This window comes from Flavobacterium sp. (assembly GCF_039595935.1).
Taxonomy (GTDB): Bacteria; Bacteroidota; Bacteroidia; order Flavobacteriales; family Flavobacteriaceae; genus Flavobacterium.
In genome coordinates, this window is record NZ_JBCNKR010000005.1 from 306451 (window position 1) to 332140 (window position 25690).

The 25690-nt window shown below is 32.0% G+C and carries 23 protein-coding genes; 9 read left to right on the forward strand and 14 right to left on the reverse strand.

The genetic code is table 11. The annotated features are described in order from the left end of the window. Window positions 1–48: 48 nt before the first annotated feature. Complete coding sequence (locus tag ABDW27_RS08695; protein WP_343695543.1) at window positions 49–486, reverse strand: META domain-containing protein; 438 nt, start codon at window positions 484–486, stop codon at window positions 49–51. A gap of 286 nt (window positions 487–772) precedes the next feature. Between ABDW27_RS08695 and ABDW27_RS08700 the strand changes: the two genes are divergently transcribed. Next, complete coding sequence (locus tag ABDW27_RS08700; RefSeq protein ID WP_343695544.1) at window positions 773–2176, forward strand: aminopeptidase P N-terminal domain-containing protein; 1404 nt, start codon at window positions 773–775, stop codon at window positions 2174–2176. Window positions 2177–2348: 172 nt separating this feature from the next. After that, the gene (locus tag ABDW27_RS08705; RefSeq protein ID WP_343695545.1) at window positions 2349–3308 is read left to right on the forward strand and encodes a quinone oxidoreductase; all 960 of its coding nucleotides are present in this window, start codon (window positions 2349–2351) and stop codon (window positions 3306–3308) included. Window positions 3309–3710: 402 nt separating this feature from the next. Here the strand turns inward: ABDW27_RS08705 and ABDW27_RS08710 are convergent, their stop codons facing one another. Next, a complete protein-coding gene (locus ABDW27_RS08710; protein ID WP_343695546.1) occupies window positions 3711–4802 on the reverse strand; it encodes a hypothetical protein in 1092 nt (363 codons plus the stop codon). A gap of 66 nt (window positions 4803–4868) precedes the next feature. Further along, window positions 4869–6428 (reverse strand): FAD-dependent protein, encoded by a 1560-nt coding sequence (locus ABDW27_RS08715; protein ID WP_343695547.1) that lies wholly within the window; start codon window positions 6426–6428, stop codon window positions 4869–4871. Window positions 6429–6705: 277 nt separating this feature from the next. Here ABDW27_RS08715 and ABDW27_RS08720 point away from each other — a divergent pair, with 277 nt between their 5' ends. Then, entirely contained in the window at window positions 6706–6945 is a 240-nt protein-coding gene (locus ABDW27_RS08720; RefSeq protein WP_343695548.1) for a hypothetical protein, read from the forward strand. A gap of 69 nt (window positions 6946–7014) precedes the next feature. Here the strand turns inward: ABDW27_RS08720 and recQ are convergent, their stop codons facing one another. Further along, the gene (recQ, locus tag ABDW27_RS08725; protein ID WP_343695549.1) at window positions 7015–9210 is read right to left on the reverse strand and encodes a DNA helicase RecQ; all 2196 of its coding nucleotides are present in this window, start codon (window positions 9208–9210) and stop codon (window positions 7015–7017) included. A gap of 88 nt (window positions 9211–9298) precedes the next feature. Here recQ and ABDW27_RS08730 point away from each other — a divergent pair, with 88 nt between their 5' ends. From ABDW27_RS08730 to lptB, 4 genes are all read left to right on the forward strand, one after another. Further along, entirely contained in the window at window positions 9299–10264 is a 966-nt protein-coding gene (locus ABDW27_RS08730) for a KpsF/GutQ family sugar-phosphate isomerase (protein ID WP_343695550.1), read from the forward strand. Next, window positions 10264–11079, forward strand: coding sequence for a twin-arginine translocase subunit TatC (gene tatC, locus ABDW27_RS08735; RefSeq protein WP_343695551.1), 816 nt, complete (start codon window positions 10264–10266; stop codon window positions 11077–11079). The genes ABDW27_RS08730 and tatC overlap by 1 nt, the downstream gene beginning before the upstream one ends. Further along, complete coding sequence (locus tag ABDW27_RS08740; RefSeq protein WP_073416358.1) at window positions 11072–11425, forward strand: carboxymuconolactone decarboxylase family protein; 354 nt, start codon at window positions 11072–11074, stop codon at window positions 11423–11425. Before tatC ends, ABDW27_RS08740 begins: the two co-directional genes overlap by 8 nt. A gap of 86 nt (window positions 11426–11511) precedes the next feature. Continuing rightward, window positions 11512–12252 carry an LPS export ABC transporter ATP-binding protein gene (lptB, locus tag ABDW27_RS08745; protein ID WP_017494919.1) on the forward strand — a complete coding sequence of 247 codons (741 nt, stop codon included), beginning with the start codon at window positions 11512–11514 and terminating at the stop codon, window positions 12250–12252. Window positions 12253–12346: 94 nt separating this feature from the next. On the opposite strand, the gene ABDW27_RS08750 is transcribed toward lptB, so the two are convergent. Further along, window positions 12347–13201, reverse strand: a complete 855-nt coding sequence (locus tag ABDW27_RS08750) for a glycoside hydrolase family 25 protein (RefSeq protein ID WP_343695552.1) — start codon at window positions 13199–13201, stop codon at window positions 12347–12349. A gap of 10 nt (window positions 13202–13211) precedes the next feature. Further along, on the reverse strand, window positions 13212–13925 hold the full coding sequence (locus ABDW27_RS08755; RefSeq protein WP_343695553.1) for a CDP-alcohol phosphatidyltransferase family protein: 714 nt from the start codon (window positions 13923–13925) through the stop codon (window positions 13212–13214). A 276-nt stretch (window positions 13926–14201) separates the two neighbouring features. Here ABDW27_RS08755 and ABDW27_RS08760 point away from each other — a divergent pair, with 276 nt between their 5' ends. Together ABDW27_RS08760 and ABDW27_RS08765 are read left to right on the forward strand one after the other, a co-directional pair. Next, window positions 14202–15185 carry a PorV/PorQ family protein gene (locus ABDW27_RS08760; RefSeq protein ID WP_343695718.1) on the forward strand — a complete coding sequence of 328 codons (984 nt, stop codon included), beginning with the start codon at window positions 14202–14204 and terminating at the stop codon, window positions 15183–15185. Window positions 15186–15225: 40 nt separating this feature from the next. Then, complete coding sequence (locus ABDW27_RS08765) at window positions 15226–16362, forward strand: DUF4105 domain-containing protein (protein WP_343695554.1); 1137 nt, start codon at window positions 15226–15228, stop codon at window positions 16360–16362. 2 nt (window positions 16363–16364) lie between these two features. Here the strand turns inward: ABDW27_RS08765 and ABDW27_RS08770 are convergent, their stop codons facing one another. The 8 genes from ABDW27_RS08770 to ABDW27_RS08805 form a co-directional block, all read right to left on the reverse strand. After that, window positions 16365–17759, reverse strand: a complete 1395-nt coding sequence (locus ABDW27_RS08770; protein ID WP_343695555.1) for a sugar transferase — start codon at window positions 17757–17759, stop codon at window positions 16365–16367. 64 nt (window positions 17760–17823) lie between these two features. Further along, a complete protein-coding gene (locus tag ABDW27_RS08775) occupies window positions 17824–19164 on the reverse strand; it encodes an O-antigen ligase family protein (protein WP_343695556.1) in 1341 nt (446 codons plus the stop codon). Continuing rightward, window positions 19161–20240, reverse strand: a complete 1080-nt coding sequence (locus ABDW27_RS08780; protein WP_343695557.1) for a glycosyltransferase — start codon at window positions 20238–20240, stop codon at window positions 19161–19163. Before ABDW27_RS08780 ends, ABDW27_RS08775 begins: the two co-directional genes overlap by 4 nt. Continuing rightward, on the reverse strand, window positions 20237–21352 hold the full coding sequence (locus ABDW27_RS08785) for a glycosyltransferase (protein ID WP_343695558.1): 1116 nt from the start codon (window positions 21350–21352) through the stop codon (window positions 20237–20239). The genes ABDW27_RS08780 and ABDW27_RS08785 overlap by 4 nt, the downstream gene beginning before the upstream one ends. Continuing rightward, window positions 21349–22452: a glycosyltransferase family 4 protein gene (locus ABDW27_RS08790; RefSeq protein ID WP_343695559.1), complete on the reverse strand. Its 1104-nt coding sequence runs from the start codon at window positions 22450–22452 to the stop codon at window positions 21349–21351. The genes ABDW27_RS08785 and ABDW27_RS08790 overlap by 4 nt, the downstream gene beginning before the upstream one ends. Before the next feature lie 9 nt (window positions 22453–22461). Continuing rightward, a complete protein-coding gene (locus ABDW27_RS08795; RefSeq protein WP_343695560.1) occupies window positions 22462–23628 on the reverse strand; it encodes a glycosyltransferase family 4 protein in 1167 nt (388 codons plus the stop codon). Continuing rightward, complete coding sequence (locus tag ABDW27_RS08800) at window positions 23629–24279, reverse strand: CatB-related O-acetyltransferase (protein WP_343695561.1); 651 nt, start codon at window positions 24277–24279, stop codon at window positions 23629–23631. It abuts the gene before it with no gap. Further along, on the reverse strand, window positions 24276–25682 hold the full coding sequence (locus ABDW27_RS08805; protein ID WP_343695562.1) for a UDP-glycosyltransferase: 1407 nt from the start codon (window positions 25680–25682) through the stop codon (window positions 24276–24278). The genes ABDW27_RS08800 and ABDW27_RS08805 overlap by 4 nt, the downstream gene beginning before the upstream one ends. Window positions 25683–25690 lie beyond the last annotated feature (8 nt).

Genomic DNA, 25690 nt, shown 5'->3' on the forward strand with positions numbered 1-25690 from the left:
CGAACTTTGTCAAAGTTTTAAACTTTGACAAAGCTGACTAGCTTAAAATTATTGCTTAGTCACTTTTTTAAATCGCATTACCGGTACGTCTTTATGGATTAAATTCAATTTTCCGTCTTTATCAACAGTATAACTGGTAACGTTTTTTATTTGTTTTAAAAATTCCTGCTCTCCTCCGCCTTCACAAAACATCATCGTAGTTGGACCTGCTTCTCCAAAAGTCAAAGAATTTCCTTTTAAAGTATAAGGCGCGCTATAACCATTACATCCATTATTACCATAAACCCTAGTTTCTTTTTGATCAAAAGTGAGCTGTGGTTTTTTATTTGGGTACAATCCTTCAAAAGCAATTCTTGGTCCAGAAATATATTCTAATTCCCAAGTTGTACCATATAGACCGCCTGAATTTTTAGTTTCTTTTGTCGCCATACAGGAAGCAAATAATAGAGTTAAAACTGAAACGACTGCAAGTGTGTATTTTTTCATAAAAATGCATTTTTAGAGATTAATGTAATTTGTTATTTGAAGATTATATTATTCAGTAAAGATTCCCTTCTCAATATTTATGCCCAATTATTCAATTTTTCAAAAATACTATTCCTCAATAATTACCTAAAATTTCACTGTAAACTTAGATTTTGTGATCTCTAAGTTACACTATTTTACTCAAAATACTACAAATCAAAAACTTAAATCAAAACAGCTGATCGCATTTTTTTTGTAATTTGCATGCAATAAAAAACCAAAAATCATCAAATAAAAAACCAAAAAAATGAAGCAGTTTCTATTAATACTTGCATTCTTAGCCGGTATTTCTCAAATTCATTCTCAAGAAAACCTTCCAACAGATTATCTTTCAAAAGAATTTCACAAAGGTCGACGTGAAGCTTTCAGAAATTTAATGCCTGCCAATTCTGTAGCTGTTATTTTTTCTTATCCTGAAAGAGTTTTCTCAAAAGATGTTAATTATAATTACCACGCAAATCCAGACATGTATTATTTAGCAGGTTATAAAGAACCTGATGCAGTTTTACTAATTTTTAAAGAAGAACAAGGAACTGAAAAATACAATGAAGTTCTTTTTGTACGAGAAAGAAATGCTACCAGAGAAATGTGGACAGGAAGACGTCTGGGTGTTGAAGGAACAAAATCTAAACTTGGTTTTACAACTGTTTTTAACGGAAAAGAGTTTGCCAATTTTGCTGTCGATTTTAAAAAATTCGATAAAATTATTTATGACAAAATCCCAACTGATATTGCAGCGAGCAATAACATTGACAACTTATATTCTTTAGTACAATCTTTTAAAACTAAAGCAGAAATTACAAAAGAAAACGAGGCTTCGGTAGATTTATTCACCAACATTACAAACTCTCTTCGCGAAATAAAAACTCCGGAAGAATTAGTATTAATGCGTAAAACCGTAAAACTTTCATGCATTGCACACAACGAAGTAATGAAAGCAGTTGGTCCTGATATGAGCGAAAATGATGCTGACGGAATTCACGCATACGTTCACAGACATTATGGTGCAGAAGACGAAGGTTATCCGCCAATTGTAGGAGCTGGAGCAAATGGCTGTATTTTACATTATAATGACAACAACGCTACAAAAATCGACAATCAATTATTGTTAATGGATGTAGGTTCTGAATATCACGGTTATTCTGCAGACGTTACCAGAACAATTCCGGCAAACGGCAAATTTACCGAAGAACAAAAAGCCATTTATCAAATTGTTTACGAAGCTCAGGAAGAAGTTTTTAAACTTTGTAAAGAAGGAACTCCTATTCAGGATTTAAATAAAAGATCTCGAGAAGTGGTTGCGGCTGGATTAATAAAATTAGGAATCATTACAGATCCTAAAGATGCCAGAATCTATTATCCGCACGGCTGTTCTCATTTTCTTGGTTTAGATGTTCACGACAAAGGAAATTACATGGGAACATTAAAAGAAAACATGATCCTGACGGTTGAACCTGGAATTTACATTCCGGCAAACAGTAAATGTGATAAAAAATGGTGGAATATTGGTGTTCGTATCGAAGATGATATCTTAATGAAAAAAGATTCTTATGAAAATCTTTCCGAAGAATCTCCAAGAAAATGGCAGGATATCGAAGCTTTAGCAAAACAAAAAAGTACATTTAACGAAATGAAATTTCCTAAAATATAATTTGCTTTTTGCCACAGATTAAAAGGATTATTAAGATTTTTTAAAATGAAATAATCTGCGAAAATCTTTTAATCTGTGGCAAAAAACCAACAACAAAAAGCCTCATTTAATTATTTAAGTGAGGCTTTTTCTTTGATTTTTCCCGTACTTTGTATTCTAAAAAATTAAAAAAATGAAAGCACTTACCTTCTCTACTTTTGGAGATTCAAATGTTTTAGAATATATCGAAATCCCTAATCCGCAATTAAAAAGCGATGAAATTTTAGTCGAAATGAAAGCCATCGGACTAAATTTTGCAGACGTTTACCGCCGAAAAGGAAATTATCACCTAAAAGGAAATCCGCCTTTTATAGCTGGTTATGAAGGCGCCGGAATTGTTGTCGATGCCAATAATCACCCTGAATATAAAGTAGGAGACCGCGTGGCTTTTGCCGATGTTCCGTTTGCTAATGCCGAATTAGTTGCCGTTAACACAAATCATGTTCTTCCCTTACCTCAAGCTATTTCTTTTGAAACTGCCGCATCGGTTTTATTACAAGGCTTAACGGCTCATTATCTGGCAACTGACAGCCATAAAACCTTAAAAGGAGAAACTGTTTTAATTCATGCAGTTGCTGGCGGAGTTGGACAGATCTTAACTCAAATCAGTAAACTTTTAGGTGCGAATGTTATTGGTTTAACTTCATCTGCTGAAAAAGCTAAAATTGGATTTGAACAAGGTGCTGACCATGTGTTTCTGTATAACGACGACTGGAAATCGCAGGTTTTTGATGTCGTATCAAAAGGTGTTGATGTAGCTTATGACAGTATTGGAAGCACTTTAAAAGATAGTTTTGAAGTTACAAAAGAATGCGGGCAAGTTGTTTTCTTCGGAATGGCGGGCGGCGATCCGGAACCTGTAGATCCAAGAATGTTAATGGACGGTTCGAAAACCTTAACCGGAGGCGATTTATGGAGTTATTTAAATTCTAAAGAAGAAAGAATTAAACGCGCTGCGCAATTATTCAATTGGATTATCGAAGGAAAAATCAAACTTTCTGAACCAACATCTTTCAAATTATCCGAAGGAAAATTGGCACACGATTATCTGGAAAGCAGAAAAAGCACTGGAAAGATTATTTTGATTCCGTAATAATCTGGACGTGCCACCAATAAAAAAAGGGACTGACTATGCAAACCGCTTAGTCGCCCCTTTTTTATTGCTGTCGGGCTATCCGCGCTACTTCGGTAGCCTGCTCCTATCCCTCACGCAAAATATATTGTGTACAAGTGTAGTCCTTACGGGACATTTTTCCATTTCACATTATATAAGTTCTACCGATATTTAACTCCTAACGGAGTTCATCTAGAAAAGCTAATTTCATTTAAAAATCTCATAGAAATTTAAAATTAATCTACTCTCACTCAACAATATCTAGTAGATATTATATGTTAATATACTCACAATCAACATATCTCGTAGAGATTTCATATCGGTAGAAAAAAAAAGACACAATACACATTTGTCCCGTGGGACTATACAGATCACAAAATTCTACAATTTATCAATCTCAATTTTAGTCAATTCAGACAATTCTAAAATCCTGTCAACGTCATTTTTATTGGCCACAAAAAACAAATAATTATCACCTTTTGTATCATAACTCATCAACTCAAAGCCTCGTTTTTCTAATGCTGATTGAATGTACGGAAACAAATCATGACTATAAGTTTCTTCTGGATATTCAAAATTAAAATCCTCACCAATCATTTCCGAAATGAAATATTCAGCATCTTCGGGATTAAATTTCCAATCGCTGTTCCAGGCATTTACACTTTCGAAGAGATCAAAATGTCCTTCAATAATTTCGTGATATTCTTTTGTTTCCTTTTGATAGTTTTTTAAAAGCTTTTTTGACTGCGTTTTCAATTCCTTTTCTTCGGCATTTCCTCTGGAAACTAAGTTTATAAACTCTTCAAAAGTTTTTGCAGTAACTTCTTCAGTTTCTGTTAAATTTCCTAACGAAGGAAGTTCTATAGTTTGAGGAATTTCTATATTTAAATATTGACAGATCCCTTGCAAAACCAATTTAAAATCTCTAACTCCAATTTCCTGACTTTCATTTTTTGGATTATTTATATCTAAAAGTTCGCTCTCCAGAAGTCCTTTTGTGTAATCGAAGAAATAGCTTCCAGAATACAGGATCCTAAAATCGTTTATTTGCAAACTATTATTTGTACAGCAAAAAAAGATAATGAAGTTTTTTATTGCGCGTTTAAAAACCTTTTTTTCGTCAGCCGTTGGCTCTGAATAAAACTGAATATGTATAAAATCATATTCTAAACCTTCCTGAATCATTTCATCAGAAAGAATACCAATATTCATCTTTTTATAAAGCTCATTTAAAACTTCATAAGAATTATTAAAACCTGCTTTTTTAATTTCTGCCTGAGCTTGTTCATGATCTAAAGATCCTGGAAAATAAAATAAATTAACGAAAACATTATCCTGAATTCCTTTTACTTTAAATTCAAGATTGGATTTCTCATTATATAAATACGAATATATGGGATCAATAACATCAAAAGATAGTATTGATTTTGGATCGTTATTTTTATTAAATAAATTGGAGAAAAAGTTTTTCATTGGGCCTGTAATTATTAAAACTAAATATATTACAAATTTTAATAATCAGAAAACCAAATCAACAAATCACTTCAAAGATTCTGCAATCATTAAGGCACATTTTTCACCATCAATCGCTGCAGAAATAATTCCGCCCGCATAACCTGCGCCTTCTCCGCATGGATACAATCCTTTTACCTGAAGATGTTCTAAAGTTAACGGATCTCTCGGAATTCTAACCGGTGAAGAAGTTCTGCTTTCTGGTGCGTGCAAAATAGCTTCATTGGTTAAATATCCGCGCATTGATTTTCCAAAATCCTGAAATCCCTGACGCATAATCTGCGTTAAAAACCCTGGAAAAACCTGTCCCAATTCAACCGAAGTTGTTCCCGGAACATAAGATGTTTTTGGAATATCTGCTGAAACTTTGCTTTTAGTAAAATCGATCATTCTTTGTGCCGGAACTTTTTGAGTTTGTCCAGCTAAATGCCACGCTTTTTGTTCGATACTTTTTTGAAATTCCATTCCGGCCAGAGCTCCGAATTTTGCAAAAGGTTTAAAATCTTCTAATTTCAATTCGACAACAATTCCAGAATTTGCCGTACTCTGATCACGTTTTGATGGCGACCAGCCGTTTGTAACTACTTCGCCCGGACTTGTCGCACAAGGCGCAATTACACCTCCCGGACACATACAGAACGAATACATTCCGCGGCCGTTAACTTGTTTTACTATAGAATATGGCGCTGGAGGCAAATGTTCTCCACGGAAATCACAACTGTATTGAATGCTGTCTATTAATTCCTGAGAATGTTCTGCACGAACTCCTAAAGCAAAAGGTTTTGCTTCTATTAAAATTTTCTTTTTATCTAATAATTCGAAAATATCACGTGCAGAATGTCCGGTTGCCAAAATCAGTTTATTAGCATGAATTTTATCTCCGTTTTGGGTTACGATTCCTTCAACTTCATTATTTTTCACCAAAATATCCGTAACTCTGGTATCAAATAAAACCTGACCGCCAAATTCGATTATTTTGTTTCGGATATCTTCAATAATTTTCGGAAGTTTATTGGTTCCGATATGCGGATGCGCTTCAACCAAAATATCTTCTGAAGCTCCAAAAGCAACTAAAAGTTCTAAAATTCGGGTTACATCACCGCGTTTTTTAGAACGCGTATATAATTTCCCGTCAGAATAAGTTCCGGCTCCGCCTTCACCAAAACAATAATTAGAATCTTCGTTTACAATATGTTCTCTGTTAATTGCTTTTAAATCACGTCGGCGGCCGCGAACGTCTTTTCCGCGTTCTAAAACAATTGGTTTTAAACCTAATTCTATTAATTGTAAGGCAGCAAAAAGACCAGCTGGACCTGCTCCAACCACAATAACCTCTTGTGCATTGGAAACATTTTTATAATTAGGAAGTTCAATTTTGGTTTCCTTAAAAGGTTCGCCCTTTAAATATATAAGAACTTTCAAATTTATTTTAATCGCTTTCTGACGTGCATCTATCGAGCGTTTTAAAATCGAAACGTGCTGAATTTCCTGAGCAGAAACTTTAATCTGCTTAGACAAATGGTCTTTTAGCAATGATTCGTTTGCAGCAATTTCTGGTGTAACCTGAAGTAAAAGTTCTTTTGGCATTTTTTTGTTTTTATTCTATTAGCTTTTCTTTCTATGAAAAGAAGATGCAAAAGTACTATTTTGAAATGAGATTTTATATTTACTGTAAAATTTGCCCACAGATTTGCACAGATCTAAACAGATATATAGTTTTTTTTAGCCACAGATTATTTGGATTAAAAGGATTTCTTGAAGAACAGTTTAAAAAACTTAGAATCTTAGCGTCTCAGAACCTAAGAACCTTTTTAAAAAAGACTTTGTACCTTTGCCACTCTGAACCTTTGCACCTTTAAAAAAAATGTCTAGAAAAATAAAACTGATTTGGGATTTTCGCGGTCCGGCTTCTGCTAAAACAGCAGAACATCACGAAATTCATCTAAAAGAATATATTGTAATCGAGAAGTTACCTTTGAATATCACAGGTTTTAATATCATTAACGAGATGCACGCTATCGCTTTTATGGTCGTAACCGATGAAAATATGATTCAGGTAAGAGATGCTTTGAAACCGCATCGTGGAGAAATTTATACTGAGTAAGATGTGAAATGAAAAATGTGAGATGTTTGTATCGAAAATACCATTTTACATCTCACATTTAACTTATAACTAATTAGCTACTTCACTAATAAACTTAATACGCATTAAACGTAATTCGTCAATATCATAATCACCGTCGAATTCTTTTAAGGCATCTTCGATTTTATCAGATTCTGATTCCATGAAGTAATCGTGAATTTCTTCCTGCTGATCGTCGTCTAAAATATCATCCAGCCAGTATTTGATATTTAATTTAGTTCCTGAATATACGATCTGTTCCATTTCTTTGATTAAAGCATCCATCGTTAAACCTTTTGCAGAAGCAATATCATTTAATGGTAATTTCCTGTCGATATTCTGGATAATGTATAGTTTGTTGGCAGAGTTTACTCCAGTCGATTTTACAACCAGATCATCCGGACGGATAATATCGTTATCTTCAACATAACGGCTTATTAAGGCTACAAACTCGCTTCCGTACTTTTTTGCTTTTCCTTCACCTACACCGTGAATGTTGTATAATTCCTGTATGGTTATCGGATATTTTAAAGCCATATCTTCGAGTGAAGGATCCTGGAAAACCACAAACGGCGGAACTCCCAGTTTTTTGGCTACTTTTTTACGAAGTTCACGTAGCATTCCGGTTAAAACTTCATCAGCAGTACCAGATGATTTTCCTCCTGTTACAATAGTTTCATCATCGGCTTCTGTGTATTCATGATCTTCAGACATCATAAATGAAACTGGGTTCTTGATAAAATCTAAACCTTGTTGTGTAATTTTTATGACCCCGTAAGTTTCTATGTCTTTTGAAAGATAACCTGTTACTAAAACTTGTCTTAATAAGGCCATCCAATATTTTTCGTCGTGGTCTGAACCCGATCCAAAATAAGACTGAATATCTGTTTTGTGTGCTTTAATAACAGCATTTACGCGACCAATTAAAGTAAACACAATTTCTTTTGACTTATAAATATGTTTGGTATCGCGAACAATTTCCAGAAGTTTAACGACCTGATCTTTGGCTTCAACTTTATGTTTCGGATTACGAACGTTGTCGTCCATATCTGCACCTTCGCCTGTTTCGCTGTCAAATTCTTCTCCGAAATAATGAAGAAGGAATTTTCTACGTGACATTGAGGTTTCGGCGTAAGCCACAACTTCCTGCAAAAGAGCAAATCCAATTTCCTGTTCGGCAACTGGTTTACCAGACATGAATTTTTCCAGTTTCTCTACATCTTTATAGGAGTAATACGCTAAGCAATGTCCTTCTCCTCCATCACGACCGGCACGGCCTGTTTCCTGATAGTAACTTTCTAATGATTTTGGAATATCATGGTGAATTACAAAACGAACATCTGGTTTATCGATTCCCATTCCGAAAGCGATTGTTGCCACAACAACATCAACATCTTCCATCAAAAACATATCCTGATGTTTTGCACGGGTTTTGGCATCGAGACCTGCATGGTAAGGCACAGCACTGATTCCGTTTACTTGTAAAACTTCGGCAACTGATTCGACCTTTTTACGGCTTAAACAGTAGATAATTCCTGATTTTCCTTTATGCTGTTTTATAAATCGAATTATATCCGATTCAATACTTTTTGTTTTGGTACGTACTTCGTAATATAAATTAGGCCTGTTGAAAGATGCTTTGAAAGTACTCGCATCAGACATGTCTAAGTTTTTCAGAATATCTTCCTGAACTTTTGGAGTTGCAGTAGCAGTAAGTCCAATAATAGGCACTTTACCTAATTGTTTAATTATAGTTCTCAGGTTTCTGTATTCAGGTCTAAAATCATGCCCCCATTCTGAAATACAGTGAGCCTCATCTATGGCAACAAACGAAATAGGAACACTTTGCAGGAAAGCAACATATTCCTCTTTTGTTAAAGATTCGGGCGCAACATACAAAAGCTTCGTTACACCTGAACTAATATCTTTTTTAACCTGAGCAATTTCTGTTTTGGTAAGAGAGGAATTCAACACATGTGCAATTCCGTTTTCTGATGAAAGGCTTCGAATGGCATCAACCTGGTTTTTCATCAAAGCAATCAGAGGAGAAACAACAATGGCTGTTCCGTCCTGAATTAAAGCGGGTAATTGATAACAAAGAGACTTCCCGCCGCCAGTAGGCATAATTACGAAAGTATTCTTTTTATCTAAAATACTCGTAATGACTTGCTCTTGCAAGCCTTTAAATTGGCTAAAGCCGAAATACTTCTTTAATTCCTTGTGTATTTCAATTTCGTTTGAATTCATTCTTTATTTAAATGGATATTTTTGTATAAATTTGCAACATATAAAGATACAACTTTCTTTTATACATACAAATTTTAAATATTCTGTTTTGATTACAAAAGAAAATATACTGGCAATAGCCAAAAAAACAATACTCTCTGAAAGTGAAGCAATTACAAAACTAATTGATTTTCTGGATGAAAATTTCTTCGAAGCAGTCCAGCGTATTTACGAAACTAAAGGCCGATTGATCGTTACAGGAATTGGAAAAAGTGCCATCATTGCTCAAAAAATGACCGCCACTTTTAACTCTACCGGAACACCTTCAATGTTTCTGCATGCAGCAGAAGCCATTCATGGCGATTTAGGAATGATACAAAATGATGATGTTATTATCTGCATTTCAAAAAGCGGAAACAGCCCTGAAATAAAAGTCTTAGTTCCGTTATTAAAACGTTTTGGAAACACCTTAATTGCGATTACCGGAAATGTAACTTCATTTCTTGCAAAAGGCTCTGATTATGTTTTAAATACAACTGTTGATACAGAGGCCTGCCCTATTAATTTAGCACCAACAAACAGCACTACAGCTCAACTTGTTATGGGAGATGCTTTAGCTGTCTGCCTTATGGAAATGCGCGATTTTAAACCAGAAGATTTTGCGGTTTATCATCCCGGAGGTGCTTTGGGCAAAAAATTATTGCTTCGAGTAAAAGACATGATCGAACATTCTTTAAAACCAGCCGTTACACCAGATACTTCAATCAAAAAAGCAATTTTTGAAATTTCTGAAAAAAGATTAGGTGTTACTGCTGTAATTGAAGACAATAAAATTATCGGAATTATTACAGATGGAGACATCCGACGAATGCTAAATGACGTAGATACTATTGCGAATTTGACTGCAAAAGACATTATGTCTAAAAATCCAAAAGTAGTTTCGTCTGAAACTATGGCTGTTGATGCTTTAAATATTTTAGAAGATTTCTCTATAACTCAGTTAATTGTTGCTGACGAAGGAGAATATAAAGGAGTTTTACATTTACATGACATTTTAAAAGAAGGAATCGTATAATGGCAAAGAAAAACCTTGGCGAGATGTCATTTTTAGACCATCTTGAAGAACTTAGATGGTTGTTAGTTAGAAGTACAATTGCAATATGTATTATGGCATTTGTTACTTATTTTGTTAGTGATTATTTATTTGATCAAATTATTTTAGGCCCTACAAGACCAACTTTTTTTACTTATGTATGGTTTTGTGATTTATCACACCAGCTTGGTTTTGCAGACAGTATTTGTATTACGGAACTAAATTTCATTATTCAAAATACTGAAATGGAAGGACAAGTAAATATATTTGTCTGGATGTGTCTATTGGCCGGTTTTATATTAAGTTTCCCTTATATTTTATGGGAAGTCTGGAAATTTATCAGTCCGGCTTTGTATGAAAAAGAAAGAAAAAATGCTAAGATTTTTATTTTTACCTCTTCGCTGCTTTTCTTTTTAGGAGTAATATTCGGCTACTATGTAGTAATACCAATGTCGGTAAACTTCGTTGCTACTTTTTCTATTAGTGAAATGGTAGTCAATCAGTTTACTTTAGACTCTTATATGGGAATGGTAAAAACGAGTATTGTGGCCAGCGGATTGTTTTTTGAACTTCCTATAATTATTTACTTCTTAACCAAATTAGGATTAGTAACGCCTCAATTTTTAAGAAAGTACTGGAAATATGCTGTTGTAATTATTTTAATTATTGCTGCAATTGTAACTCCTCCAGATGTTGTGAGCCAGACTATTGTAGCTATCCCAATGTTAATTATCTACGAAATCAGTATTTGGATTTCGAAGGTTGTATATAAAAATAAACAAAAAGAAAATGTCTGATTTAATTCAAGAATTTAACGACTATCGTTCTAAAATGAACGAAAAATTATTGGCTGACAATAACAAAATTGTAAAGCGAATTTTTAATCTTGACACTAATGCTTACGCAGAAGGTGCACTGGATGTAAAAACAAAAGAACTTTTAGGTTTAGTTGCTTCAACTGTTTTGCGTTGCGACGACTGCGTAAAATACCATTTGGAAACAAGTTATAAAGAAGGTGTTTCTAAAGAAGAAATGATGGAAGCTATGGGAATTGCAACTCTTGTGGGAGGAACAATCGTAATTCCGCATTTAAGAAGAGCTTACGAATTCTGGGAAGCACTAGAAGAAGCTGGAAATAAATAATTGTTAATACGTTTAACTGTTGAATCGTTTATTCGTTAATTTGCAGCGAATAAACGATTTATCGATTAAACGATTAAACTTAAAAAATGAAATTAAGAGCCGATAATTTAATCAAAACATACAAAGGCCGAAGTGTTGTAAAAGGAATTTCTGTAGAAGTAAATCAGGGAGAAATCGTTGGGCTTTTAGGTCCAAATGGTGCCGGAAAAACAACTTCTTTTTACATGATTGTAGGTTTGGTAAAACCAAATTCAGGAAACATTTATCTTGATGATTTGAATATTACCGATTATCCTATGTACAAACGTGCACAACAAGGAATTGGTTATCTGGCACAAGAAGCTTCTGTTTTTAGAAAATTAAGTATTGAAGATAATATTTTAAGCGTTTTACAATTAACCAAACTTTCAAAAGAAGCTCAAATTGCTAAAATGGAAAGTTTGATTGAAGAATTCAGCTTAGAACATATTCGAACTAACCGCGGAGATTTACTTTCTGGAGGTGAGCGCCGTCGTACGGAGATTGCACGTGCATTGGCAACCGACCCAAAATTCATTTTATTGGATGAGCCTTTTGCGGGAGTTGACCCGGTTGCGGTTGAAGATATTCAGAGAATTGTAGCTCAGTTAAAAAATAAAAATATCGGTATCTTAATTACCGATCACAACGTTCAGGAAACTTTAGCTATCACAGATAAAACATATTTAATGTTTGAAGGAGGAATCCTGAAAGCGGGAGTTCCGGAAGAATTGGTTGAAGATGAAATGGTGCGCCGTGTTTATCTTGGACAAAACTTCGAACTTCGTAAAAAGAAACTGGAGTTTTAAAAAGGTTATATGTGAATGGTAAAAAGTGAAATGTAAATTGCTTTTTACCATTTTTCATTTCACATCTCACTTTTTACATCTCACTTTTCACATCTTACTCTACAGTAATAAACTGCAGCTGCTCAATATCACCATTATAGATATTCACATCAACACGATGTTTTATTCCCGGCAGAGAAGCTTTTTCTGTAAATTGCCAAAACAGCCAGTCATCTTCGATTTTTTCTCTGTAGAAATTATAATTGGCTATCCAAAACAAATATTCTCCGAATTCTTCTTTTAGAAAATCAGAATAATATCTTTCTCCTGAATAAATAATAGGGCGAACCTGATAATGTTTCTCAACTTTAGTTAACCAACGTTTTAAACCTTTTTTCAAACTGTCTAAAGGCTGATTTTTAGGTAATTTTTCAATATCTAAAACCGGAGGTAAATCGCCTTTTTGCAATTTTACGGTTTTAATAAAAAGATTGGCCTGCTCAATAGAATTTTCGTTCGGACGATAATAGTGATAAGCTCCGCGAATAATTTTATTTTCTTTCGCGCCTGCCCAATTACGTTTAAACTGTCCATCAACACGATCGTTTCCGGCCGTTGCACGAATAAAAACAAACTGTACAGGATATTTTTCGTCTAAAATTTCAACCTCATCCCAATCCACTTTTCCCTGAAATTCAGAAACATCGATTCCAACAACTTTTCCTTTATGATTTTCGAGAACACGAATATTTCGTACATCAGATAAATGCTTATCTACCTCATCCTCATCCAGAACTTTCTCTGATCTAAATCCGAGATAATAAGCTAATCCTTTACGATAATGATATACAATTCCGACAAATAAAAGCGAGAAGAATATTAGCAGCAGCCCCCGAAAAAGCTTGCTTAGAAAAGATCTTCCTGCAGGTTTTCTTGAATATGTTTTACGATAAGTCGTTTTTCTTGCCATTACAATAGAACTACTTTTTCTTCAGAAATAAATTATTTATGATTGACAACAACACATAAAAAGTGATAATTAAAGGAATTGCGCCAAAATGAAACAATAAAAGTAAAACGAATGAAATTGTCAAAAACACAATTTGTAACGCATTATCCTTTAAATTAAACTTCTTAAATTTTAAAGAAAACAAAGGAATTTCGGCATTCATGATATAAGCACTACATAACGTAATTACTAATAAAACCCATTGATTTGTTAAGATTTCAAGTAACACCAATGAATCTGAGAACTTCAGAACCAATGGAAGACTCATCATGAAAAGTGAATTTGCCGGAGTTGGCAAACCAATGAATGAATCTGTCTGGCGAGTATCTATATTAAAGTTAGCCAGTCTGTAGCAAGAACCTAAAGTTACGATAAATCCTAAAAAAGGAATAAAAGGATTTGTTCCTAATTCGTGAGCACTATTGTTAAACAAGGTATACATTACATAACCTGGCGCAACTCCGCTCGTAACCATATCTGCCAATGAATCCAGCTGTAAACCAAGCGGACTTGAAACTTTGAATAATCTGGCAAAGAAACCATCAAAAAAATCAAAAAAGATTCCAAGGCAAACCATGTAAAAAGCCATTTCATAATCGGCTTTCGAAACAAAAACTATTGCAATACAGCCGCAAAAAAGGTTTATTAAAGTAATTAAATTCGGAATGTGTTTTTTGATATTCATGTTTTATAAATTTTGATAATCTCGGAGAACAAATTTAGCATAATAAGTACATGAAAAACGTGTTTTAGAAATTGTTTTTTAATAGAAATTCTGAGTTTGGTATTATTTCTAAAAAGGAAGAAATTAGATGAGTAAAATATTCTATTTTTGGTAAAAATTAAGATTAGGCCTGTGCCTGCAAAAAATTAGCTTTTGAAAAAACTTTTTGCATTTTTATTATTTTGGAGTTTTGCTTCGCAATATGGCCAAACTGTTCGAAAATATTCGAATGAGTTTATGAATATTGGTGTCGATGCCGCTGCATTGGGAATGTCGAGTGCTGTTACTTCATCTACCAATGATGTAAACGCTGTATATTGGAATCCAGCCGGATTGACTAATCTAGAAGACCATCAGCTTTCGCTAATGCATGCCAGTTATTTTGCCAATATTGCGCAATATGATTTTATTGGTTATGCCAGTCCGATTGACGATCGAAGTGCCTGGGGAATTTCGATGATTCGTTTTGGAGTCGATGATATTATGGACACGACTCAGTTAATCGATAGTCAGGGAAATATTGACTACAATCGAATTAAACTATTTTCTACTGCCGATTATGGTTTTACTTTTTCGTATGCGAGAAAGCTTCCAATAGAAGGTTTTCAATATGGTGTAAATGCAAAAATTATCCGAAGAGTTATTGGAAAATTTGCTAATTCATGGGGTTTTGGTTTTGATCTTGGGCTTCAGTTTCAACACAATGACTGGAAATTCGGATTGATGCTTCGGGACATTACTACAACTTATAATGTCTGGAATATTGATGAAGAGGAATATGAAAAAATTGCCAACGCGATTCCGGGAGAAAACAACGAATTACCAGAAAGTACTGAAATTACTTTACCAAAAGCACAATTAGGCGTTTCAAGAAAATTTGAATTTCATGGCGATTACAGTCTTTTAGCAGCCGGAAATTTGAATATGCGTTTTGAGCAGACTAATGATATTATTTCATCGAAAGCAGTAAGTATTGATCCTGCGATTGGTTTTGAATTTGGTTATACTGATCTTGTTTTTTTAAGAGCCGGAGCCGGAAACTTTCAAAATGTTACGCAATTGGATAATACTGATAAATTGAGTTTCCAACCGAATATTGGTCTTGGTTTTAAATACAAAGGCATTCAGGTTGATTATGCTTTAACGGATTTAGGAAATCAAAGTGCAGCTTTATATTCGAATATCTTTTCTATAAAAGTCGATCTCGGTATTTTTAGATAATAATTATAAACCCTTCTAAACTTCTTAAAAATTTTAAATTATGAAAAAAGTCCTTTTACAAAAAACACTTTTTAGTTTATTATTAATGAGTTTTGCGATTGGATTTAGTCAAAATATACCATTGTCTAAATATGCTAAAATAAGCGTTATTACCTGCGGATTAGGAAATGAAACGTATTCTTATTTTGGACATACGGCTATTCGTGTTGCAGACCCGATAAACAATCTTGATGTAGTTTATAATTATGGGGCTTTTGATTTTAGAACGCAAAATTTTGTGGCAAAATTTGCAAAAGGTGATCTGCAGTATTTTGTAGTAGCTCATTCTTTTCCAGATTTCATAAATGATTATACCTACGAAAAGAGAAGTGTTTTTGAGCAGGAATTGCTTCTTTCAGAAGAATTAAAACAAAAGCTTTTTGACAAATTAAATGCCGTTTTAATGTCTGATGAACGCTATTATACCTACAAGTTTATTGATAAAAACTGTACATCGATGGTTGTTGATGTTGTCAACTCTACTTTAGGAGGAAATGTAATTATTAAAAAAGAAGATACTGACAAAACATATCGTTCTGTTTTGTTTCCTTATTTTAAAGGGCATTTTTACGATCAATTAGGTACCAGTATTATTTTTGGAACCAAAGTTGATCAATTGGCAACCAGAATCTTTTTGCCTTTTGAATTAAAGAATAGTTTAGATGAAACAACTTTTCAAGGTCATCTTTTAGCAGGTAAAAGCAAAACACTTTTAAATTTTGAAAAAGAAACACCAACTTCGTGGTGGAATAACATTTATACCTATCTTTTTATTTTAGGATTTGTTGTTCTGGTTCACAATAAAATTGTAGACAAAATCTATTTATTGATTTTATCTTTAATGGGAGTATTTTTTGTTTCGGTTGGATTTTATTCATTTCACCAAGAACTGGCAATGAATTACAATGTGTTCTTATTTAGTCCGCTTTTGTTGATTTTGCTTTTCTTTTCAATCATCAAAAACAAAAAATGGACTTATCGATTTGCTGTTTTACATTTAATTTTACTAATAGGTTACAGCATTTTTATGATCAATAAAGCTCACTTTTTAATTGTGCTTCCAATGATTATCACTAGCGGTTTTGTTTTGGTAAGAGTCGCGATACGAAATAAAAAACCTATTCCGATAATTATTTAAAATTATTGTCCGCGGTAGAATAAAACTGTTGTTATTGTTTTAAAAGTAATACTCAAATCTAGAAAAACACTTCGGTGTTTTATATAGTAAAGATCATATTGCAATTTTATCAGACTCTCTTCTATTGATTCTCCATAAGAATAGTTTACCTGAGCCCAGCCTGTAAGTCCCGGTTTTACAACATGACGTGTTTCATAAAAAGGCATTACTTTGGCAATTTCTTCAACAAAAAAGGGCCTTTCCGGTCTTGGTCCAATAACAGCCATGTCTCCTTTTAAAACATTATAAAACTGCGGTAATTCGTCGATTCTTGATTTACGCATGAATTTACCGAGCGGCGTTATCCTTTTATCATTAAAAACGGCAAATACAGCACCATTAGTTTCAGAAGCTTCGATCATGGTTCTGAATTTATAAATTTTAAAAACCTTACCATTTTTTCCAACTCTATCCTGCGTATAAAACATACTTCCTTTATTTGCGAAAAGATTTCCAATAAAAATAAACGGAATTAAAACGACACAGATTATCAAACCTGAAACAGAAAATATAAGTTCTATAAAACGTATTAAAAACAAATACAACTTGTTATTATTACTCCTGCTGAAAGGGAAAAAACGATAAAAATCACGAGCTATATATTGCACCGGAATTCGCTGGGTTTTGCTTTCGTAAACCTGTGTGTATTCTCTAATGATATTTCCAGATTCTAATAAATGAAGTAATTGCTGATATAAATCTGCTGTGATTCCGTCCGTTTTTTGAGAAGCAATTACGATTTCTGAAACATAGTTCTTAGCTACAAAATCTTCTAATTCATTTTTATCAATTTCTTTAACATAATGAAAATCCAGATTAAAAGCTGAAGCTGAATCAGAATTAACAAATCCGATAATTTTATAATGCGGGTCAACATTTTCAAGTCCCAGAACCAATTCTTCAACCTGATCCTGATCACATATTAAAACCACGCTTTGTGAAAAACGATGTGATGCTAAGAAAATAGCATAAAAAAACCGCCACATTAATACTGTAAATAGTAATGTGAGGTAAAAAATTAATATTACTAATCGCTGCTTTGGTAATTCTGGCGACAAAACCGGTGTAAGAAGATATACTAAAACCGTTACAGATACTGCAAGTACAACACTTTTAAGAATTTGAAACTGATTACTAGCTACCTGCAGATTATACATTTCGAAAATTACCCCAAAAATATAGAGATAACCAATAAGAATTAAAGGTCTATAAATGGTTTCTATTTCGAAAGCAAAATAGTGGTAATTGAAAAAGCTATTTAAAAAATATAATGCACATAATACAAATATAACATCAAAAGCAAAAAGCAAAACTTTTCGTTCTGAAATCTCAAAATGCATTTTATTATTTGAACGCATATTTATGTAGGTTTAGGGGCTATAAACTGAGGCAAATGTATTATAAAAAACCAAACTAAAACGATTAGATTTCTGTTTTTTCAGGAATTTGTATTTGAACATGTAAAAGCATCATTGCATATACAAAAGCTGGGGCGGCTATTCGCATTGCAGCATGATTTATTGTTAAAAGCCAAAAAAGAAAGAAAGATAAAAAATAGAGATGCTGTCTATTATTAATATAAGTCATGAAGGGAACTATAAATAAAATTAAAAGACCAAAAATCCCAAATAAACCATGTTCACTCAACATACGTGATATTTCGTTATGTGCTGCAACTGCCTGCCCTAAAGATTCTTCCCGGAGTTGTTTTCCTATTCCAGCACCAACGCCTAAAACAGGGTTGTCGAGAAAAAGTTTATAATCAGCATCCATAATAGCTTCTCGTCCTCCTAATCTATCTTTTTTTGTTCTTCCTTTTGCATCTTGATTAGCATAACGTTTTTCTATAAGTCCTCTTGTCTGTAATGAACTATATATCCAGGTTCCTAATCCCATAGAACCTATCAAAATAAAAATCAAGATAAATTTCTTTTTAGCTTTTGCATTGGAAAAGTAATACAAGTAAAAAAGCGAACTCACAATCATTGCAGCGCCTGTTAAAACACCACCTCTGGAAAAAGTAACTATTCCTCTATAACTAATAAAGATTAGAACTACAATATTCAACATTGTAATTATTTTCGTTTTTGAAAATAAAATCAACTGTGTAAAAAAAATAAACATTCCCAATCCTAATATTGTTGAAACCTGATTGGGACCAAATCCCCCCGATGTTTCAAAATTTGAACTAGTTCCTGTAACTACATCTTTTACACTCGGATTGTATAAAAATAAATAAACTACTGTGGTAATTATTGGCAGTCCAATTATGGTTAAAATATTTTGTAGATCTGTAAAAACTATTTTTCTTTTAAACATGTATATTGAAGAAATCGCTAAGCAAAATGGACCAGATAAATTAAAAACTAAAGCCTTTTTAATATCTGTATCGATAGCAGCCTCAGTAAATGCTATCAAAATACCTGGGATTAAAAAAATAATGAAAACACCATAAATTGAAGCATTTATGGAAAAGTTGCTATATATCATTCCTAGTAACATAAAAAAAATGACGCAAAACTTTACGTACTCATTATTAAAGTTCCCCCCTGTCATTCTTAAAAAAACCTCAACACCTACTAAATATGCAGCAACAAAAAGAACTTCATTGTTTCTGTTTTTATTACGGGTAACAATATATAATCCTACGATAGGAATTAAAAGAGCATATATTTTTGACAAAAACGGAATTGCAAAAACGATCAATGCGATTATCGCATGAATTAAGATTAAATATATGTATGACAAAGAAAATTTTTTCATTGATTTAATCTTTTATATTCTGATAGTAATTTTTCGACCGCTACCTCTTTTGAATAATTATTATCACCTAACACTTTTAATTTATCTGCCATATCTTTTCTAAAAACCTTATCATTTATCATTTTTTGCAGTTGATTTTTCAATTCGAAATCATTTAAAGGATTAAATAACAATCCTGTTATTTCATTTTTTATAACCTCAGGACAAAACCCAACATTTGTTGAAACCACTCCTAATTTATTTGTCGCATATTCTAATAAAGTTACAGGAAATCCTTCTTCTGTGGAAGTTAAAACACCAATCTCTGCCTGAGATAAAATAAATTGAATGTCTTTTCTTTCACCATATAAATGGATATGTTTTTCTAATTTATTAGAGTCTATGAAATTTTTCAGCAAGACTGAATATTCATCAAAATAATCTCTTCCTATTAAATGCAGTGTCCACTCTGATTCTTGCAACTTTAAATCTAAAAAAGCTTTAAGCATTAAAATATGGTTTTTAGGATTTTTTAAATTTGCCAAAAAAACAATTCGTTTTCCGTCTACACCTTTCAAATTTGTAATTTCATCTACATTATTCTCTTTTATTGCAAAATTAGGAATAAAAACGACCCTCTTACAAAGCATTTTTTTTTGGCTCCAGTCTCTTAATTGGTAATTAACTACAAAAATGGAAGAAAAAAATACAGATAATGGAATCAAAACTTTATTCTCTTTCCATGACTCCTTAAATCGTGTACCATAATGATCATGCCAAACAATCTTAATTTTCAACAATGTTAGTTTAACTAATACAGCAGTAAAAAATGACGAGCTATGGGCATGAATAATTGTAATTTTATTTTCTACTATATATTTTCTTAATTTAAAAATTGCTTTTAAATCTATTTTCCTTTTTTTATTTAAAAACAAATAGGAAACATTTTTATCTATTTGATGAATTAATTCACCTTCTTTTCTTGTAGCAGTTAATCCTGAAAAGCTTATTTTCTTTGCAAGTGTATTTGCATAATTAACAGCCATTCTTTCTGCTCCACCAGACTCTAGGGAATCTATTAATTGTAGTATTCTCATTTCCCTAGCATTTTTTTAATTTCAAACTCAAAAATATCTGTTGTATAATACTGAGACCAATCGCTGACCTTACCGCTCATTTCTATAAAAAGTTCATTATCCAGGAAATTATTGATCTTTTTTACATCATTATCTAAATCAAATTCTATAAGAACGCCTCTTTTTCCATAATCAAGCATAAATGGAATACATGAAACTTTTGTTGCGATTGGTATACATCCCCAAAACATGGCTTCGGCAATAGCTTTAGGCCAACCTTCACTTTTAGATGGCAAGATTACAAAATGGCTTTCCTGATATGCTTTTTTTAAAATTTCTTTTGTTTGATTCCCATTTAATATAATAACATTTTCAAGTTTATTATTTTTAATATAATTCTCTAAAGCACTTCGTTCAACACCTTCTCCGTATATATCTAAAATGGCGTTATTCCCTTTTTTAATAAATTTTTCAACCAGATTAACCGCATACATTGGATTTTTTCCTAAAACTAAACTCCCTACAAAAATAAATTTTACAACTGGCCTTAAAGGTATTTTTTGTATTTGAGTTTTTTCAATTTCAGAATAAGTTGCTGTAAAAAAAGATTTGATATTTTTGGATTGTTTTTCCCAATCTCCATATACCAAAACTGTCATATTTTTAGTCAAAAAGGTATTATTTAAAATATATTTTTGCAATTTATAAGTCCATGGCTGTTTACTTTTAGGATCCCAATTTCCAGCATATTTTGCTGTTTTTATTTTTTTAGGAAATAATATTTGAACAAAACAACCTATGAGCCCCATATTTCCGGGACACCTTAAATGAATATGATCTGCATTTTTCATTGTCCAAAATATTTTCCAAATAATTATTGGAATTTTGAACATAGAAAAAATAATATTTTTAAAACTTATAAAACTAAAATCTGGTACTTTTTTAAATTCGATTTGATTATGAAAATAAGGAATATCGATAGTTGTTGGATTATCTTTTCTCGAATGAGCAACTATAGCTACCTGATCAACATATTTCAACCATATATTCATTTCTCGTACATATGGTGAATAGCCAAAAAATTGGCAATTCTTTTCGATATGGTTTACATTTGTAATTATTACAAATTTCATTTCAATATTTCTTTAGAAAAATTCAAACAATACTTTTCCATCGTAAATATTTCTGAAAAAGTTTCTCTGGCATTGAGAGCCATTTGTTGTTGATTGCCAAAATTATCTTCTACTCTTTTTAAAAGTAGAGTTATAGATTCTACTGTTGCATCAAATTTGAAACATTCTTCACCATCTTTTAAATAATGCGATAATCCTGTTGTATTTGATATAAGCAAAGGAGTCTTATTCATAAGAGATTCAATTCCTACCATATTTAGAGCGTCTACTTTTGACGGTATTATTGTAAAATGAGTATTCTTTAAATATTCATCAACTTCATTGTATTGTAATGCTCCTATATAAAAAATATCCGGCTGATTTATTATTAGCTTATTAATTTCTAATTCACAATTTCCGCTACCCGCAATATTCAAAATCATTCTGGATTTTTTATTGTGATTTTTATAGATTATAAATGCTTGTATTAACTCTATTATGCCTTTTGAAACAGCAAGTCTTCCTAAAAAAGAAATAATGATTTTATCACTTTTTATAGCTTCCTTGCTTAAAAACCTATCTTTCATTGGATTTAAAATGACTAATCCATTTTTTGAATTATAGTTTTTCTCAAAATCTTTTAGAGCCAATTCTGAAGGACATACTATTACATCACAAAAGAATTTATAAAACATTTTTTTACGCAAGAATAGGATCTTTCTTTTAAATGTAGAGGTATTTTGATTATCTAAATTGATTTGTTCCATCAAAGTATGATAATATGCAAAAGTTTTAACTTTAGTAAATGATAGTAATTTTGAAATCCCAATAGTAATATTTGCTCCAACAAAATGACCAACCACCATATTAGGCTTGTACATAAAATACAATTTAGCAAACCAAATAGCATCTTTTATAGAAGTTGGGCGTTTTTCTGATGGCCACGAATAAATTATTAATTCTCCTTTATCTTTTTTAATTTGTTTTTTTTCTGAAAAAAAAGGGCGATAAGAAATAAAAACAACTCTGTTGCCAAGATCTGCCAGATAATGAGCTAATGAATAGCTAATTACAGCAAATGAGTTTTCATTATAATTATGAGCTATTAAAATAGTCTTCATAAACTTTAGTTATATTTTGGATGTTGTTGAGTCAAGACTAATAAAATTTAAGAAATCAATATTTTGTTTGACAATAGTATCTAGTGCATACTTTTGAAGAACAAATTGTCTTGCTTCTTTACCAATCTTTACAGATCTCTCTACATCTGCTAGAAACCAAATAATTTTTTCTGCAATATCTTCCAGATTATATGGATCACATAACAATCCTGTTTTATAATCTTCTATAGCCTCAGGACCTGGACCCAATTTTGTAAAAATAACAGGTTTTTCCATTGCCATAGCTTCGGGAGCAACCAACCCTTGCGTTTCCATGTGAGAAGGAAATACACATACAGATGCTTCAGAATATGCATTTGGAATATCTGTATAAGAAATAGCTCCATGAAAATGAATATCTTCAGAAATTTTGCCGAGTTTTATTAATTCTTTTTCGTTTAGCATTTTTATGTACGAAGTGCCATCTGGAAAAAACCAATCTCTACCATAAATTTCTAATGTGAGATTAGGGAATTCTTTTTTTACTAACGGAAATGCCTGAATTAATTGACGTATACCTTTTTTTTCGCATACTGTTCCGGCAAAAACAATTTTATTTTCAGATTGGTTTTTAACTATTGGTTTAAAAAAATCTGTATCAATAGGATTGCTTATGTAGGCGATTGGTTTGTTGCGGTAACTTAAATATTGCTCTGTGTGCGTTTTTACATATTTAGAAACGGCTATAAAAGCATCGGCTTTTTTAAAGGATCTTTTTTCCTGAAATCCTTTCCATTTATTGATTTTTCTATTTTCGCTTTCGGCAAAAAAATGATGCCCTCCGTGTAAACGAATTACATATTTAATATTCCTAATTTTAGAAATAAAGGCAAATCCAAGCTCAGAAGATTCGACAACATCAATTGGATCTTGTTTATGAATCTCTAAAAGCTTTTTATTTAGTTGTTTCGAATTAAAATACCACGAAAATCCTTTTACATTGCTTTTCTGTATTCGGTAAACATTTACTCCGTCAATAATTTCATTTTCATTGTTTGAAGTATAATTAATGCCTACAACAGATATTTTAATATCCTTTTTTGCTAATGCGGTTGCCAAAGTTTTAACAAAACTGCCTATTCCTCCATGTGGGAAGCCTTTTTTTGGAAACTCATTTGTTAGAAAACAGATATGCATCTAGGAATGTTTTTTTATGAAATCGGTTATTGGCAAGTAGAAATCATTTATATTTAATTTCACTTTTTCATCAGACCAATCCCACCAGCTGATTTTATTAAAAGTATTAATAATTTCTTTATCGTGTTTGTATTTAATTATTTTCGCTGGAACTCCCCCTGCAATTGCATAATCTGGAATATCATCAGTTACAACAGCCCCAGCCAGAATTGTTACTCCATTACCAATTTTTACATTCGGTAAAATGGTTACATTCATTCCAATCCAAACATCGTTACCAACTATTATGTTAGCTTTTTTAGGTTTTAATTTTTCATTCAGATCTCTTACTTTGTATGATACATTTTCAATTACTACATGATCATTTTTTTCTAAAACTTCATGAAACAATGGAAAAGAAGTTATCTCACTTTCAGTATGAAAACCTGAATCGCAGATAAAATTTACATCATTTGCAATAGAACAATATTTCCCTATTTTGAGGCTTGAATCATTATACCATTTCCAAACAAAAGCACCGTTATCATATGTCTTATTGCCTACGACTGCCCATTTAGCATCTTTTAAATAAACTGTATTTTTACCTTTTAAATAATTGTAATATTTAATTCCTAAAAGATGCCATAAGAGTTTTCTAATTTTTTCAATCATAGCTTTATTTTTTTTAGAGCTTTTTCTAATAAATTTCCAATGTTTGTAGAAGCATTATTATCTTTTTCTCCAATTACTATATTATGCCACTCTTTTAAACTATCAATAGAAATCCAGTTTTTCTTATAAATAATTTTATCGACAATCTCTTTTTTACTATTGAGCCATATTACTGCATCTTCCTTTGGCATGCTTTTAAAATGCTGAAATTCGTAAATGGTTTTTACTGACCAATTTTTATCGTTTTGATTTTTTTGATCGTAATTAATAAAAACACATGGTTTATTAAACATTCCAAAATCAAAAGCCATGGTAGAACCAACATTTACGACAATATCAGAATAAAACGCTGTACTCACTAATAGTTTCACATCTTCAAAAGTTGGGTAAACTGTATTCCATTCTTTTGATTTACTGAAGTACCATAAAGGCGGTGCTTCTTTTATTAAATCTTTATATTCCTCAACAACTTTATCAAACCTGCCAGAAAAATCTACCGGGCATCTTCTCAATAAAATTTGAAATTCATTCTCCAAACCAGCTTTGGTAATTTCTTCGGCAATATCTTTTAAATAACTCGGATCATCCGGAGAAGTTTTAGTATCATCTCCAGAGAAACAAATTATTTTTTTATTTAAATCAAGATTATATTTTTCATAGAAAACATCTTTTTCAATGATATTTTTTGGTTCATCATAAAACTCAAACTGAGGAGTTCCTGTAACATGAATATTTTCTAATGGAATTTCGGCATAGTATTGTTTCAATTCATTTTTCATATGATCTGACCATACTAAATAATTATTTGCCCGTAATGCTAATCTCGCTTTTGGCAAATTATCCCATGAATAAATTACAGTACTTGTTGTAATCTCTAAGTCTTTTGCTGCAGCAAAAATCGGTGCCGCATTTAATGCTCTTTGATGAGAACAGAACAAATGGTCAACATTAGTCTCTTTTAAAATGTTTAGGACTTCATTGTAAAATGAATTTTGACGAATCACTTTTTCATATTTTTTTTCAAGTTCTAAAATACTCGAATATGTTTTATAAAAAATCGATAAAAATTCTATTGTCTTATAAAATATCTTTTTTGAAAATCCTTTTTGTTTCCAATTCCAATTGGTCAATAAAGTTGGATTATTAACTTTAGAATTGTTATATTTTAATCTCGAAAGACATATTAATTCTCTTAAAAACTTTTCCTTTACGGATTCTTTATATGAAGGAATTAAAATCTCTTTATTAATTTCTGTGTTTTGTTGAATTGCAGCAATTGTTTCCGGATCGAAATTATGAAATAGAATTACTTCATCTTTTAAAGTATCAAAAACCTTAGAATAGAGATAATTTCTAATTCCTACTCCATCAGGAAACAGCAATAGTATCTTATTTTTCTCCATTGAAATTA